Annotated in this window: 11 protein-coding genes; 7 read left to right on the forward strand and 4 right to left on the reverse strand. The window is 74.2% G+C overall.

What is annotated here, in order from left to right; genetic code table 11:
• Positions 1 to 145: 145 nt before the first annotated feature.
• A complete protein-coding gene (locus tag FED44_RS19325) occupies positions 146 to 919 on the reverse strand; it encodes an IclR family transcriptional regulator (protein ID WP_167521525.1) in 774 nt (257 codons plus the stop codon).
• Between the two features lie 134 nt (positions 920 to 1,053).
• Here FED44_RS19325 and selA point away from each other — a divergent pair, with 134 nt between their 5' ends.
• On the forward strand, positions 1,054 to 2,343 hold the full coding sequence (gene selA, locus FED44_RS19330) for an L-seryl-tRNA(Sec) selenium transferase (protein WP_138461538.1): 1,290 nt from the start codon (positions 1,054 to 1,056) through the stop codon (positions 2,341 to 2,343).
• Positions 2,344 to 2,402: 59 nt separating this feature from the next.
• Positions 2,403 to 4,184 carry a selenocysteine-specific translation elongation factor gene (locus FED44_RS19335; protein WP_138461540.1) on the forward strand — a complete coding sequence of 594 codons (1,782 nt, stop codon included), beginning with the start codon at positions 2,403 to 2,405 and terminating at the stop codon, positions 4,182 to 4,184.
• Here FED44_RS19335 and FED44_RS19340 read toward each other — a convergent pair.
• Positions 4,176 to 4,583, reverse strand: coding sequence for a PPOX class F420-dependent oxidoreductase (locus FED44_RS19340; protein WP_138461541.1), 408 nt, complete (start codon positions 4,581 to 4,583; stop codon positions 4,176 to 4,178). The two genes, FED44_RS19335 and FED44_RS19340, sit on opposite strands and share 9 nt — an antisense overlap.
• A 68-nt stretch (positions 4,584 to 4,651) precedes the next feature.
• On the opposite strand from FED44_RS19340, the gene FED44_RS19345 reads away from it, so the two are divergent.
• A complete protein-coding gene (locus FED44_RS19345) occupies positions 4,652 to 5,287 on the forward strand; it encodes a TetR/AcrR family transcriptional regulator (protein ID WP_244302072.1) in 636 nt (211 codons plus the stop codon).
• Positions 5,284 to 6,198, forward strand: coding sequence for an NADP-dependent oxidoreductase (locus FED44_RS19350; protein WP_138461544.1), 915 nt, complete (start codon positions 5,284 to 5,286; stop codon positions 6,196 to 6,198). Before FED44_RS19345 ends, FED44_RS19350 begins: the two co-directional genes overlap by 4 nt.
• A gap of 11 nt (positions 6,199 to 6,209) precedes the next feature.
• Here FED44_RS19350 and FED44_RS19355 read toward each other — a convergent pair whose 3' ends face one another.
• Positions 6,210 to 7,505: a cryptochrome/photolyase family protein gene (locus FED44_RS19355; RefSeq protein WP_138461545.1), complete on the reverse strand. Its 1,296-nt coding sequence runs from the start codon at positions 7,503 to 7,505 to the stop codon at positions 6,210 to 6,212.
• An 85-nt stretch (positions 7,506 to 7,590) separates the two neighbouring features.
• Positions 7,591 to 8,202: a DUF998 domain-containing protein gene (locus FED44_RS19360; RefSeq protein WP_138461547.1), complete on the reverse strand. Its 612-nt coding sequence runs from the start codon at positions 8,200 to 8,202 to the stop codon at positions 7,591 to 7,593.
• Positions 8,203 to 8,824: 622 nt separating this feature from the next.
• On the opposite strand from FED44_RS19360, the gene FED44_RS19365 reads away from it, so the two are divergent.
• The 3 genes from FED44_RS19365 to FED44_RS19375 all read left to right on the forward strand — a co-directional run bounded on the left by FED44_RS19365 (position 8,825) and on the right by FED44_RS19375 (position 13,033).
• On the forward strand, positions 8,825 to 11,233 hold the full coding sequence (locus FED44_RS19365) for a hypothetical protein (protein ID WP_138461548.1): 2,409 nt from the start codon (positions 8,825 to 8,827) through the stop codon (positions 11,231 to 11,233).
• A gap of 67 nt (positions 11,234 to 11,300) precedes the next feature.
• Positions 11,301 to 12,281, forward strand: a complete 981-nt coding sequence (locus FED44_RS19370; protein WP_117409899.1) for a MinD/ParA family ATP-binding protein — start codon at positions 11,301 to 11,303, stop codon at positions 12,279 to 12,281.
• Positions 12,281 to 13,033 (forward strand): hypothetical protein, encoded by a 753-nt coding sequence (locus tag FED44_RS19375; protein WP_117409900.1) that lies wholly within the window; start codon positions 12,281 to 12,283, stop codon positions 13,031 to 13,033. Before FED44_RS19370 ends, FED44_RS19375 begins: the two co-directional genes overlap by 1 nt.
• Positions 13,034 to 13,774: the final 741 nt, after the last annotated feature.

Below are 13,774 nucleotides of genomic sequence, written 5' to 3' on the forward strand. Positions count from 1 at the left end.
TCCCGGCACGCGGACGTGTCCGTACGGGGGCCGGTGCGCCGGTTCGTCCCGGCACCCGCACCCCGGCCCCCGACCGGGCCGGCCGCACGTGGTGCCGGCTCGATGCAGTGTCGGCCGGGCGACCCGGCGGAGGGAACAGCGCGGTTCACTCAGCGGACCGCGCGTCGATACGGCCGAGGTTGCGGGTGATCTCCCTCGACGCGCGCAGCACGAGTTCGGAGAGCCCCGCGGGTACCGCCGGCCGTATCGTGAGCGCGCTCACCGACGCGACGACCTCGCCGTCCGGCCGCCGCACCGGTACGGCCACGCAGCAGATCCCGGGAAGGACGTCCTGGTGATCGACGGCGATGGCGCCCGACCGCCGGAAGGACGTCCGGGACCGCCGCCACTCGGCCGGAGTGAACCCCGCAGGCGCGTCGTCGTCGTCCGGCCTGTGCATGAGCAGCACCCGGCCCGCGGCGGTCGCCTCGGCCAGTTCGGAGCCCGGCAGGACCGGCGGCACCTCCGTGATGTCTCCCCGTGTCGCCGTGACGACCCTGACCCGGTCCTCTTCCAGCACGGTGAGGAACGCGACGGTCGTGGTCAGCGCGGACAGCAGGCGTACGGGTTCGCGGGCGGCGGCCTGCAGCCGCGGGTCGGGCTGCCAGGCGTCGGCCAGGCGGGCGAGCCGCCGGCCCACGAAGTAACGCTGCCCATGTCGTTGCACCGCGCCGAGGGCCGCGAGCTGCCGGAGCAGCCGGTAGGTGGTCGCCTTCGGCAGGCCGGCGTCGCGGGCGAGTTCCGACAGACCGGCCCCCTCCTCGGCCGCCGCCAGCACATCGAGCAGGTGGAACGCCCCTTCGAGCACGCCGCGTCCGGGCGGCGCCCCGGCCAGGTCCGCCGGCTCCCGGCCGGAACCGGCGCCGGCGTGGTCCCGCATGCCCATGGGCCTCCCTCCCGAGTCGGTCACCAGGATCTCGCGGACGACGACTCCGCCGTTACCGCCCGTACGGGGAGAAGAGCGGGACCGGGGGTTCCGGCGAGCCCGTGCCGGCGGGAGCAGTAGGTTGAAGTGTGGATCCACGGAGGCGGGTGCCGCGTACGGACACCGTGCTGGCGGACCCCCGGCTGGCCGAGGCGGCCGGTCGGCTCGGCCGTCAGGTGGTCAAGGACGCGGTCGTACGGGCGCAGCAGCGGGTGCGGCAGGGCGAGATCGAGCCGGAGGACGTCGCCGGGGCGGCGCTGGCGGCGCTGCCGAGGCACGCGACGAGCCTTCGCCCGGTCCTCAACATGACGGGCGTGCTGCTCCACACGAATCTGGGCCGGGCTCCGCTGTCGGCCGCGGCGGTCGAGGCGGTGACGGTGGCGGCGGGGGCGACCGACGTCGAGTTCGACCTCGTCACCGGAGCGCGGGCCCGCCGGGGACGCGGCGCGGCCGAGGCGCTCGCCCGTGCCGTGCCCGACGCCGAGCACGTGCACGTCGTCAACAACAACGCCGCGGCCCTGGTCCTGGCCGCGACCGCGCTCGCCGCCGGACGGGAGATCGTGATCAGCCGCGGTGAGCTGGTGGAGATCGGCGACGGCTTCCGCATCCCCGACCTGCTCGTCTCCACCGGCGCGCGGCTGCGTGAGGTGGGCACGACCAATCGCACCGGCCTGGCCGACTACCGGGAGGCGGTCGGCCCGCAGACCGGGTTCGTGCTCAAGGTCCACCCGTCGAACTTCCGGGTCGAGGGCTTCACCGGCTCCGTGGAGGTGCAGGAGCTGACCGGGCTGGGCGTGCCGGTGGTCGTCGACATCGGCTCCGGCCTGCTGGAACGCGATCCGCTGCTGCCCGAGGAGCCCGACGCGGCGAGCGTGCTGCGGGCCGGCGCCGACCTGGTCACGGCGAGCGGCGACAAGCTGCTCGGCGGCCCGCAGGCGGGCCTGCTGCTCGGCCGCCGCGACCTCGTCGAACGGCTCAGGCGGCATCCGCTCGCCCGCGCGCTGCGGGTGGACAAGCTGACGCTGGCCGCGCTGGAGGCGACGCTGCGCGGGCCCGGGACACCCGTACGGCAGGCCCTTCACGCCGATCCCCTCGTGCTGCGCGAGCGGGCCGAGGCGCTGGCGAAGGCGGTGTGCCAGGCGGGCGTGGACGCCGACGTGGTGCCGGCCGAGGCGACCGTGGGCGGAGGCGGCGCTCCCGGAGTGCGGCTGCCGAGCGTGGCGATGAGCCTGCCGGAACGGCTCGCCGTGCCGCTGCGGCAGGGCGAGCCTCCGGTGGTGGGGCGGGTCGAAGGGGGGCGGCTGCTGCTCGACCCGCGCGCCGTGCCGCCGGAACGGGACGCCGAGGTGGTCGAGGCCGTGCTCAGGGCGGCGCGCTGATGCGAGGACGACCCGGCGGCCCGGGCGCGGCCGCCGCCCGCCTGACGAAGGAGGGGTGAATGCACGTCCTGGCCACGGCGGGGCACGTCGACCACGGGAAGTCGACGCTGGTGCGGGCGCTGACCGGAATGGAGCCCGACCGTCTGGCCGAGGAGCGGCGGCGCGGGCTCACGATCGAGCTCGGGTACGCCTGGACGTCGCTGCCCTCGGGAGAGCGGGTCGCGTTCGTCGACGTGCCCGGCCACGAGAGGTTCCTCGGCACGATGCTCGCCGGGGTCGGCCCGGTGCCCGCCGTGATGTTCGTCGTCGCCGCCGACGAGGGGTGGATGCCCCAGTCGGAGGAGCACCTGGTCGCGCTGCGCACCCTCGGCGTACGGCACGGCCTGCTCGTCGTGACCCGCGCGGACCTCGCCGACCCCGGTCCGGCGGCGAAGGACGCGGGCGGCCGTCTCACCGAGGCCGGTCTGCGCACGGGACCGGCGGGTGGAGCGGTGGAGACGCTGGCGGTGAGCGGGCGCACCGGCGAGGGCCTGGACGCGCTGCGCGCCGCCCTCGACCGGCTGGTGGCGGCGCTGCCCGCGCCCGATCCGGAGGCGCCGGTGCGGCTGTGGATCGACCGCGCGTTCAGCGTGCGCGGCAGCGGCACCGTCGTGACCGGCACGCTGCCCGCCGGTCGCGTGGAGGTCGGCGACGAGCTGGAGCTGGACGGCGAGCCGGTGCGGGTGCGCGGTCTGGAGTCGCTGAAGGAGCAGGCCGAGTCGGTCTCCGGGGTGGCGAGGGTGGCGCTCAACCTGCGCGGGCGGGTCGCCGGGGAACGCGGGCACGCGCTCGTCACGCCCGGCGCCTGGACGGCGACCGGCCTGGCCGACGTGCGTGTGACGATGGCCGAGGGGGCGCGAGGACCGCTGCCGGGCCGGCTCACCGCTCACATCGGTTCCGCGTCGGTGCCGTGCGAGGTCCGGCCGCTCGGCCCGGAGGCGGCGCGGCTGCGCCTGGCCCGGCCGCTTCCGCTGCACGTGGGCGACACGCTGCTGCTGCGCGACCCCGGCCGCGGACAGGGCGAGCTTCGCGTGCTGGCGCGGGCGACGGTCCTCGACGTACGGCCGCCGGAGCTACGGCGGCGGGGCGCGGCCCGGGAGCGGGCGAAGGCGCTCGCGGAGGCCTCCGCCGACGCCGCGTCCCTCCTGCGTACGCATCTGCTGCTGCGCGAGAGAGAACTGGTCGCGATGGGCAGCCCGCCGCCGGGCCGGCCGGTGACCGGGGACTGGCACGCCGATCCCGGCCACTGGGCCAATCTGCTCGCCCGGCTGCCCGAGGTCGTGCGGCGCCACGCGGACGCGCATCCGCTGGAGCCCGCGATGCCGCTGGAGGCCGCCCGCCACGAGCTGGACCTGCCCGACCGCAGGCTAGTGACGGCCCTCGTACGGCCCCCGCTGACCGTGGCGGACGGCCGGATCACGACCGGCCGGACGGCGGCCGGGGAGGCGGGGTTACCGGCTCCCGTCGCCGGGGCGGTGCGGACCCTGCTGGCCGGCCTCTCCTCGACGCCCTTCCAGGCGCCGGAGGCCGGGCGGCTGGCCGAGCTGGGCCTGGGGCCGCGCGAGATCGCCGCCGCCGTACGCGCCGGGGCGCTGCTGCGGGTGGCCGACGGGGTGGTCCTCGCGCCGGGCGCCGACGCCCGGGCGGCGGCGGTGCTGGCCCGGCTGCCGCAGCCGTTCACGGTCAGCCAGGCCAGAAGCGCGCTCGGCACCAGCCGCCGGGTGGCCGTGCCCCTGCTGGAGCACCTCGACCGCCGGGGGTTCACCGAGCGCGTGGACGACGTCCACCGCCGGTCAGTGTGAGGGGACGTCGCGAGCGCCGGACGCCGGGTTGCCGGGGTCGACGCCGAAGCTGATGACGCGCCGCGGGTGGACGCGGATGATCGGGCCGGGGAGGGGCGCCGCCGAGTCGGCCGGCTCGGCCAGGGCCTCGCCGTATCCGCGTATCTCCAGGCAGCGCACCCGCCAGGGGTCGACGGACGGGACGTCGTCCACGACGAACGCGACCCTGCCGTTGGCCAGGACGTTGCGGAACTTGCGGCTCGCCGCCATGTCGCGCCCGGCGATGTCGATGGTCCGGAGTCCGGGGTTGTAGCGGAACCCGACCGGGCTCACCTGGAGCGTCCCGTCCGGCTGGAGCGTGGCCAGCCGGCCGATCCGCTGACCGTGAAGGTACTCGATCTCGCGCTCTGTGAAGCTCATGCCGCCATTTAATCATTTGTTTGATTGACAGTTGTCACTCAACCGATTGAATGGTTAGGGTGAGGCGCATGTCTTCAGCACGGCGCGCACCTCAGGAGCGCGGGCAGGCGGCCGAGCGGACCCGGGAGCGCATCCTGCGGGCGGCGGTCGAGGAGTTCGGCGCGAAGGGGTACGCGGGGGCCCGCACGGCCTCCATAGCGGAGCGGGCCGGGGTCAACCAGCAGCTCATCTCGTACTACTTCGGCGGCAAGCAGGGGCTCGTCGAAGAGCTGCGCCGCAGGTGGGCGCGCGCCCAGGAGAGCGTGACGCCGCCCGGCGCGACGTACGCCGAGAGCGTGGCGGCCCATCTCACCGCGACCCTGGACAACCCGGACTGGTCGCGACTGATGATCTGGCAGGCCCTCGGCGACAGCCCGGCTGGCACGGGCGACGGTCCGGCCGGGGAGAGCGACGACGAGTGGGCGGCGGCGCAGCGCGCCCGGCTGCGCGAGGCCGTCGAGCGGACCCGCGGGCGGCAGGAGGAGGGGGAGATCACCGATGAGCTGGACGCCGAGTTCGTCCTGCTGGTCGCCTACGCCCTGACCTTCGCGCCCATCGCGCTGCCGCGGGTGGTCGAGGGGATCGTCGGCGCCGATCCGCTGTCGAAGGAGTACCGCGAGTGGGTCGTCGGGCAGCTCGCGGCCATGACGAGGAGACGTTCATGAGCAGGACGGTCGTGTTCTCCGCCTACGGCGGCCCCGAGGTGCTGCGCGTTGCGGACGTGGAGCCGGGCGAGCCGGGACCGGGGGAGATCAGGGTCCACGTGCGGGCGGCCGGAGTGCAGCCCTTCGACGCGCTGTTCCGCGGCGGGCAGGCCCGCTCCTACATCCCCGCGGCCTTCCCGCAGCGGCTGGGCAACGAGTTCGCGGGCGTGGTCGACGCCGTCGGCGAGGGCGTCGGCGGCGTGGCCGCCGGTGACGAGGTGGTCGGCTGGGCCATGCTCGCGTCGTACGCCGAGCACGTCGTCGTCCCCGCGGACCAGGTGGCGGCGAAGCCGGCCGCCATGCCGTGGCCGGAGGCCGGCGTCCTGTCGGCGTCGGGGCAGACCGCCGCCACCGCGCTGGAGCGGCTGCGCGTCGGCGCGGGCGACACCCTGCTCGTGCACGCGGCGGCCGGCGGGGTCGGCACGTTCGCCGTGCAGCTCGCCAGGGCGGCCGGGGCGACGGTGGTCGGCACCGCGAGCGAGCGCAACCACGCCTACCTGCGGGAGCTCGGCGTGATCCCGGTGGCGTACGGAGACGGGCTGGCCGGGAGGGTGCGCGCCGCGGCCCCGGGCGGGGTGGACGCCGCGCTCGATGCGGCCGGGACCGTGGAGGCCCTGGAGGTCTCGGTGGAGCTCGTGGCCGACCGCGCACGCGTGGGCACGATCGCCTACCAGCCGGCCGCCGACCGGTTCGGCGTCCAGCGGCTGAGCACCGAGCGCTCCGCGGCGCGGCTCGCCGGGCTCGTCGCCCTGTGGGAGAAGGGTGAGCTGCGGGTGCGGATCCAGGAGGCCGTTCCGGTCGAGGAGGCGGAGCGGGCGCACCGGCTGATCGAGTCCGGTCACACCACCGGCAAGCTCGTCCTGGTCTTCTGAGCCGCCGCCGGTCAGGCCGTGAGCTCGCCGCCCAGGGGAGAGGCGGGGTAGCCCGGCACGCCGCCGCGGACCTTCCACGGCTCCTGGACCAGGTCGTCCGGAAGGGACGCCAGCTCGGGGACGTACCGCCGCACGTACTCGCCCTCGGGGTCGAACTTCTTCGCCTGCCGCAGGGGGTTGAGCGTGCGGTAGGGCCGGGTGTCGTTGCCCGTCCCCGCCACCCACTGCCAGTTGCCGGAGTTGTTCGCCATGTCGCCGTCCACGAGCCACTCGCCGAAGTGCGCCAGGCCCGCACGCCAGTCGATCCCGAGCCGTTTGGTGAGGTAGGAACCGGTGATGAGCCGCACCCGGTTGTGCATCCACCCCTCGGCGCGCAGCTGCCGCATCCCTGCGTCGACGATCGGGACGCCCGTCACGCCCTCCCGCCAGGCCGCCTCCGCGTCCTCGTCGCGCCGCCACTCCACGTCCCTGTCGCGGTAGTCGCGCCGGCCCATCTCCGGGAAGTCGTTGACGACCTGGTAGTGGAAGTCGCGCCAGCACAACTGCCGGACGTACTCCTCGCCGCCCGGCCGCTCGCACGCGCGCTCGACGACCTCAGAGGGCGACACGCAGCCGAAGTGGAGATAGGCGCTGAGCATCGAGGTGCGGCCCGCCATCCGGTCGCGGTCCGCCGCGTAGGAGGCCAGCCCGTGGCGCACCCAGTGGTCGAGCCGCCGCCGTCCCTCGCTCTCCCCGCCCCGCACGATCCCGTACGGCTCGGGGGGCAGCGCGGGCAGCTCTCCGGGTTCGACGCCCGGCGGCAGGCGCAGCCGGTGGGGTGCGCCGAGCACCGGCCTGTGGGCCGTGCCTGACCAGGCTCGCCAGTACGGCGAGAACACCCGATAGTGGTTCGACCCGGATGAGCCCGGGGTGAGCGCACCGGGGGGCACCACGGTCACTCCGGGGAAGAGCCGGAACTCCAGCCGGTGGGTCTCGCACTCCGCCGCCAGGCGCCGTTCCCGCCGCCGGGCCAGCGAACTGACGTCCTCACTCGCCCAGATCGCCGACGCTCCCGTCTCCTGGGCCAGCCGTACGGCCTGGGCGACCGGGTCGCCGTGGCGTACGACGAGGTTCCCGCCGAGCGTCCGGAGAGACGACCGCAGGTCGTGCAGGCAGGCGTGGAGGAAGTCGCGGCGGTGCCGGGCCTCGATCGCGGGGTCGAGCACGAACAGCGGCACGACGTGCCTGGCAGACGCGCAGGCTTCCGCCAGCGCGGGGTGGTCGTGGACCCGCAGATCCCGGTTGAACAGCACGACGACGGCCTCCACGCTCCTCTCTTCGTGGTTCCCGGCACCGGTGGTTGCGGCGCGCCGGCGGAAACCGCGGAGGCGGAGATCGCTGAGATCGCGACGATCAGCCGGCCGGCGTGCGTACGGCGAGAACCGCGAGCCAGGCCCAGCCGATGGTGACCGAGACGCGCTGGATCAGTCCGCCAAGATCGACCAGGCTCTCCTTCTGGGCGAAGGCGGCGCTCGCCAGCACCATCGTCGCCGCGAAGAGCACACCGCTCGCGACCGAATAGATCGCCCACCCACGCGTGCCCGACCAGGCGAACACGAAGCAGGCCGCGGCCAGGGCCACGAACCCGGCCAGGGAGAAGAGATCGTGGAGGACTCCCTGCCGGGTGTTGGGCTGGGGGAGATCGGGAGTTCCCGGAGGAAAGCCGCTCACCGGATCCGTACGGAAGAACCCCGCACAGAGCAGGCCGATCGCCCACACGCCGACCAGCAGCGCGCCCCAGTGCGAGGGGCCGGCACGCCAGAGGCCGACGGCGAAGGCCAGGCAGAGCAGGCCTCCGACGAAGAAATTGGTGGTCTGGGTCCATCCGCGATCGCCTATGGCGAGGGAGCTGACGGGATGGCGTAGCGACCTGTAGTCGGCGCGCGTGGCGCCTTCCACGAGGTACGCGACGGTGAAGAGGGGGCCCACGACCAGCCCGCAGCCGAGCAGCAGCCGATCAAGCATGGCGTCAACGTAGGCTGACGCGATGCGGCTGTCAACCTAGATTGACGCGCGCCGGGCGGCCTTGCGCCGGGAAATCGCGGAGATCGCGTTTCCATGGCCTTCGGGGGGCTGTTCCGGACGACCGGGGCGGGCGGTGCCGGGTGGAGTCACTGTGGGCAAGCGCCGTAATACCGAGAAAGCATGAAAGGCAGGTTATTCCCCGGAAATATGAAGGTTATTCACATCGGATGTGGCGATCGGATGACGGATGGCGGGCGGCGGCGGAAACCCGTCCCGGCACGTGCGTACGCGCGTGCAGAATGGGAAGGTACGTGCAGGTCATCCGGTTCTTGCTGAGGGGAAGGGGAGACGTGTCACGACCTCTCCAGACAAGCCGGGAGTTGATAACGGGCGTCTCTTCTGGGCCCCTTTCGGATGGCCATATCAGTGTTATTTGCGGCTTATCCTCAACTGAGGATTTCTCGGGTTCTTTTCCTTCCCAACACATCCGAGTCAGTCTAAGATCTCGTTCTATGTATCGGTATGCATCGGATTTTCCCGCCGCGCAAGTGGGGCGCCTTGGCCGCGGTGATGCTCTGGCCGAACATGACGCAGTCGCCGTCCTCCACCTGAACCGGTGCGCATGAGCCCGCCCGCCGGGGATGTGACGCTCGACCCCGGCCGGGGGATGGCATGGGTGGACGAGCACGGCGCCCACCTCGTGGACTACGCGTCCTACCACCTTGAGTCCTCCGCCACGCTCACGGCGGTGACCGCCGCGTTGCGGTCGTGCGCCGCCCGCGAGCGGCCCGGGAACGTGACAGACCGCGCCTGGCTGCTGTCCGCGCTGCGCAGGGAGTGCGCCACCGGACCGGGGCGGGGGTTCCTGCCGGGTGCGGGCTCGGGAGGACCGGACCTCCGCGCGGTGAGGCGCGCGTGGCGGCTGGCGGACCCTCTGGGCGCCGAGACGCTGCGCCTGCTCTACCGCCACGAACTCGGGTTACGCGATCTCGTGCACGTGCTCGCCCTGCCCTCGAAGGAGGCCGGCCGGCTCGTCGCGCGCACCCAGGACGTGGTGGAGATCCTGGTGAGCGGGCTGGACGGGCTGGCCAGGGGCCGTCCCATCTGCCCGGAGCTCGGCCCTCTGGCCGCCGCCGTCTTCCCGGACGAGAACAGTGAGGCGGCCGACTTCGGCGCCGCCCGTACGGCTCTGCTCACGCACATCGTGACCTGTGTGGTCTGCAAACGGCCCATCAACATCCGATACACCGTGCCGCAGGTGCTCTCCCGTCCGCCGATGGCCGACCTCACCTCCGAGACACGGCAGCGGCTCCTCGACGCCCTGAACCGCCCCGCCCCCGCACCGATCACACCGGCCCCGATCACACCGGCCCCGATCACGCCGGCCCCGATCACGCCGGCCCCGATCGCCTCCGCCCCGGTCGTGCCCGTCCGGAGGTCGCCCGTCCCCGCCCTGCCCGCCCGGCCCGCGCCGGCTCGGCCGGCGCCCGGCCAGGACGTACCCGACCAGCCCGGGCCCGACGACTCGGCGCCGGACCGGCCCGCGTCCGGCGAGGCGCCTTCGTCGGCGCGCCGTCCTCCCTTGTCCTTCGGGCTGCCGCTCACCGCGCCGGTGGGGACGGCCCCCGCCCCCGTCGCCCCCGCGGCGTCCCGGACGGTTCCGCCGCGGGCCCCGGCGTCCCCGGTCACCCCGGACGGCGAGTCGGAGCGCGGCCGTGACTCCCGGCCCGACCCGAAGCGCGGCTCCCAGCACCCGAAGCCCGGCTCCCAGGGCGACCTGAAGCCCGGCTCCCGGCGTGACCCGAAGCATGACCCCAAGCCCGGCTCGCGGCGTGACCCGAAGCCCGGCTCCCGGAGTGACTCCCGGCCGGAGCGGGGTGCCGAAGCGTCGCCGGAGCGACCGGTGCGGCCCTTCTCGCAGGAGGACACACAGCCGAGCCTCGTGCGGCCCCTAGGCACGTCACGGCCATCCCGGCCCCCGGGTGCGGGACGGCCGCCGGGCCAGCCGCGCGGTTCACGGTCCGGGACGTCCGAGCACGCCGCTCCTCCCGGAACCACCGCGCCGCCGGGCTCGCGGGGTGGGCCCGGCACACCCCCGGGCCAGGACACCCCCTTGTACGACGCCCTGCTTTCGCAGATCAGGGCCAGGGAGGCACACGCCAACACGCCCGAGACCGAGGCCCTCGTCCCGGCTCTGGATCGGGCCCTGGACCCGGCTCCGGCGGAAGACCTGGAGCGCTCCGCGCGCCCGTCGCCCGGCGTCCAGATCAGGATCGTCGCGATGCTGGCGCGGGTCGTCACGCTGCTGCGCGCGACCGCCGTACGGATCATCATCGTCATGGTCGCGGGAGCGGCCGGAACGGTGGCCGGGATCAACCTCTTCGCCCCGGCTCCACAGCCCAGGAGCGCGGGGATCACGCAGACGACGGCCGGTCCCGGCGTGGCCGGAGCGGGCGCCCCGCTCGGCGCGGGGACGGCGAGTGCCCCCGCGAGTATCCCGGTGGACACACCGGCTGCCGGGACGGGCGCGGGTGGCGCCGGCGCCTCGACGGACGGGGCGGCGGGAACGGACGGTACGGAAACCGACGGCACCACGAACGACGGCACCACCAATGGCGCGACGGGCGGAGCCTCCGGCGGGCCGGAGGCGACCGCGACCGCCTCGCCCGGGGACGCCTCGCAGGCGGGTGGGCAGCACGCGCCCGCGGACACCCCGGCCTCCCCGGCCGCCGTGCTGATGGGTGCGTGGGGCATCCAGGCGCCGAACGTCATCACGCTCGACGCCTTCGGCAGAGGCACGATCTCTCTCTCGACGACCGCCGGTAAATCGGTGAAATGGCGGATAACGGCTCCCGGCCTGTCGGTCGTGCCGTCCAGTGGAACGCTCAAGCCCCGGCACACCGCCGTGCTCACCCTTCGCGCGCAGCGAGTCCGCTACTGGTGCGGGGTCCCCGCGCCGACGACGACGCCGCTCGTTCTGCACGGGCCGAAGGGCGAACGCACCGCCACAGTGCGATGGAGCACCTGTTGACACGTGCGATGGAGCATCTGCTGACCGCCTGCCCGTTCCCCCTCGTCCTCGGTGAAAGGACCCGACCATGACCGAGATCCGCACCTCGGCGCCGACATCCGCCGAGCAGTTTCCGGACAGCGTGCCCCTCACGGCCGAACACCTGCTGATCAACCGCCGTGTCGAACCCACCGGCGGCTGGCGGCGGCTCGTCTACCAGCTCTCGGGCGGGAAGATCAACCCGTCGGAGTCGGCGGCGGAGCTGGAGCGCCGCACGCTGATCGCGCAGGCGCAGACTCCCGTGGCCAGCGGGCACCACCGGATCGCGGTGATGAGTCTCAAGGGCGGCGTGGGGAAGACCACGACGACGGCGGCGCTGGGCAACACGCTCGCCTCCCTGCGCGGCGACCGGGTGATCGCGATCGACGCCAACCCGGACCGGGGCACGCTCGGCATCAAGGTCAAGTCGGAGACCGCGGCGACGATAAGGACACTGCTGGCCGAGGCGCCGCACATCGTCCGGTACGCCGACGCCCGCGCGTTCACCTCCCAGTCGTCCGCCCGCCTGGAGGTCCTCGCCTCCGACACCGACCCGGCGGTGAGCGAGGCGTTCAACGCGGAGGACTACCGCACGGTCGCCAACCTGATCGAGCGCTACTACTCGATCTGCATCACCGACTGCGGCACCGGGCTCCTGCACGGCGCGATGGGGGCGACGCTGGAGCTCGCCGACCAGATCGTGCTGGTCACCATGGTGGCGGTGGACGGAGCGAGCTCGGCGGCGGCGACCCTCGACTGGCTCACCGCCCACGGCCACGGGCACCTGGTCAAGAACGCCATCGTGGTGCTGAACGCGGTCGAACCCAAGTCGCACGTCGACGTGGACCTCCTCGAACGCCACTTCTCCGGCCGGTGCCGCACGGTGGTGCGGGTGCCGTTCGACCCGCACCTCAAGGAGGGCGCGGAGGTCGACCTGACCCGGCTGCGGCCCACCACCCGCGGCGCGTACCTGCGGCTGGCCGCCGCGGCGGGGCAGGCGTTCGGGCAGCGGCCGGACCGGGGTCACTAGTGGGACAGATCTTCCCCGAGCCGGAGCTCGACTGGGATCTCGGACCACCGCGACGGTGGGACCCCCGGCATCTGATCGTCGTGATCGCGGGGGTCGTCACCGTCGTCGCCGTGGCGGTGATCGTGCTGCAGACCCGGGACTCCGAACCGCCCGCTCCGCCGGTCCGGGCGGTCGCCCCGGCCGTCGCCCTGGCGATGCCCAGCGATCACGAGGGCGACGGAGGCTATCCGGTCGGCTTCCCCCGGACCGAGCTCGGCGCGGCGTCCGCCGCGGCGGCCGCCCTGGAGGCCGCCTGGACGCTCGACGTCGGCCAGGCCGAGCAGGCCGCCGCGCTGTACGCGCCGCCGGACCAGCAGAAGGCGGCGCGCGACGGCGCGCGCGAGGCCGTACGCGGGTGGCGCGAGACCCTCGGCCTTCCCGTCGAGGGCGACCTCCCCGCAGGGGCGGCCCTGCGAACCCAGACGATCGGCGTGCAGTGGAATGTCCGCTCCGACGACCAGGTGCAGGTGTCGGTCCTGGTCAAGGTGACGGCGACCACGGGCGCCGGCGGCAACGGCCCCGTCTACTCCAGCCCGTACGCGATGAGCCTGCTCATGGCGTGGGCGCCCGACATGCGTGGCACGAACAAGGGCGACTGGGTGAACATCCCCGACCCCACGCCTCCGTCCGTGCCCGCAGCAGCTCTCCCGGGGACGCCCGAGTTCGCCGCGGCGGGCTGGAAGTCCCTCGTCGATCCCCGGCCCACCCCCTAGATCGAGGTTGAGCCTCATGCCCCCCCGAATTTCTCCTCGACGCGCCAAACTGGTCTCCGGCCTGCTCCTGGCCGCGGTCTCCGCCACGGCCGGCGCCGTCGCCGCGCAACCCTGGACAGCCGTGGCGGAACCCGGCCACGGCTCCTCGTCGGACGGATCCGTCCCTCTCGACCTCGCCGACGCCGGACAGGCGGACGACTCCGCCGACCGGAACGACGACGGCGCGTCCGGTGCCCGCGCAGCCTCCGCGGCCGATGTGGGCGACGGTTCGCGTCAGCGGGCGTCCGCAAGTGGATCGGACGGCGGTTCGCGTGAGGCGGCGCCGCGGGCCGATTCCGCCCCCCGCGCCGGTCGCGAAGCCGAGCCCGCACACCCGCGGGCTCGGATGGCACGCAACGCGGACTCCGGGAGCGACTCCGGTTCCGGAGGCTCCCGCGTCTCCTCCGGCTCGTCCGGTGGGGACGGCGCGTCCAGCCATTCCTCCGGTGGCTCCGACCGGCCGTCGGACCGGTCCGACGACGGCACGCGTGAGGCCGCCGACACTTCCGCGCACACGTCGGGCCGTGGGTCCGGCGGAGACCCCGCCGGGGGTCGTACGGCCGGCGGCTCGCGCGCCGACCGCGCTTCCACGCACGGCGGATCCGGCGGGGACCGTCCGTCCGACCACCGCGCGTCCGGCGGGCACAGCTCTTCCGGCGGGCACAGCTCTTCCGGTGGACACAGTGCCTCGGGCGGACACAG

The sequence above is a fragment of the Microbispora triticiradicis genome (genome assembly GCF_005864065.1).
In the GTDB taxonomy this organism is placed as follows: Bacteria; Actinomycetota; Actinomycetes; order Streptosporangiales; family Streptosporangiaceae; genus Microbispora; species Microbispora triticiradicis.

Bases quoted from the DNA above. Each gene is read 5' to 3' on its own strand.
- FED44_RS19325 (WP_167521525.1), bottom strand. From the start codon at position 919: ATGCGGGACCACGCCGGCGCCGGTTCCGGCCGGGAGCCGGCGGACCTG.
- FED44_RS19335 (WP_138461540.1), top strand. From the start codon at position 2,403: ATGCACGTCCTGGCCACGGCGGGGCACGTCGACCACGGGAAGTCGACG.
- FED44_RS19370 (WP_117409899.1), top strand. From the start codon at position 11,301: ATGACCGAGATCCGCACCTCGGCGCCGACATCCGCCGAGCAGTTTCCG.
- FED44_RS19350 (WP_138461544.1), top strand. From the start codon at position 5,284: ATGAGCAGGACGGTCGTGTTCTCCGCCTACGGCGGCCCCGAGGTGCTG.
- FED44_RS19340 (WP_138461541.1), bottom strand. From the start codon at position 4,583: ATGAGCTTCACAGAGCGCGAGATCGAGTACCTTCACGGTCAGCGGATC.
- FED44_RS19365 (WP_138461548.1), top strand. From the start codon at position 8,825: ATGAGCCCGCCCGCCGGGGATGTGACGCTCGACCCCGGCCGGGGGATG.
- FED44_RS19345 (WP_244302072.1), top strand. From the start codon at position 4,652: ATGTCTTCAGCACGGCGCGCACCTCAGGAGCGCGGGCAGGCGGCCGAG.
- FED44_RS19360 (WP_138461547.1), bottom strand. From the start codon at position 8,202: ATGCTTGATCGGCTGCTGCTCGGCTGCGGGCTGGTCGTGGGCCCCCTC.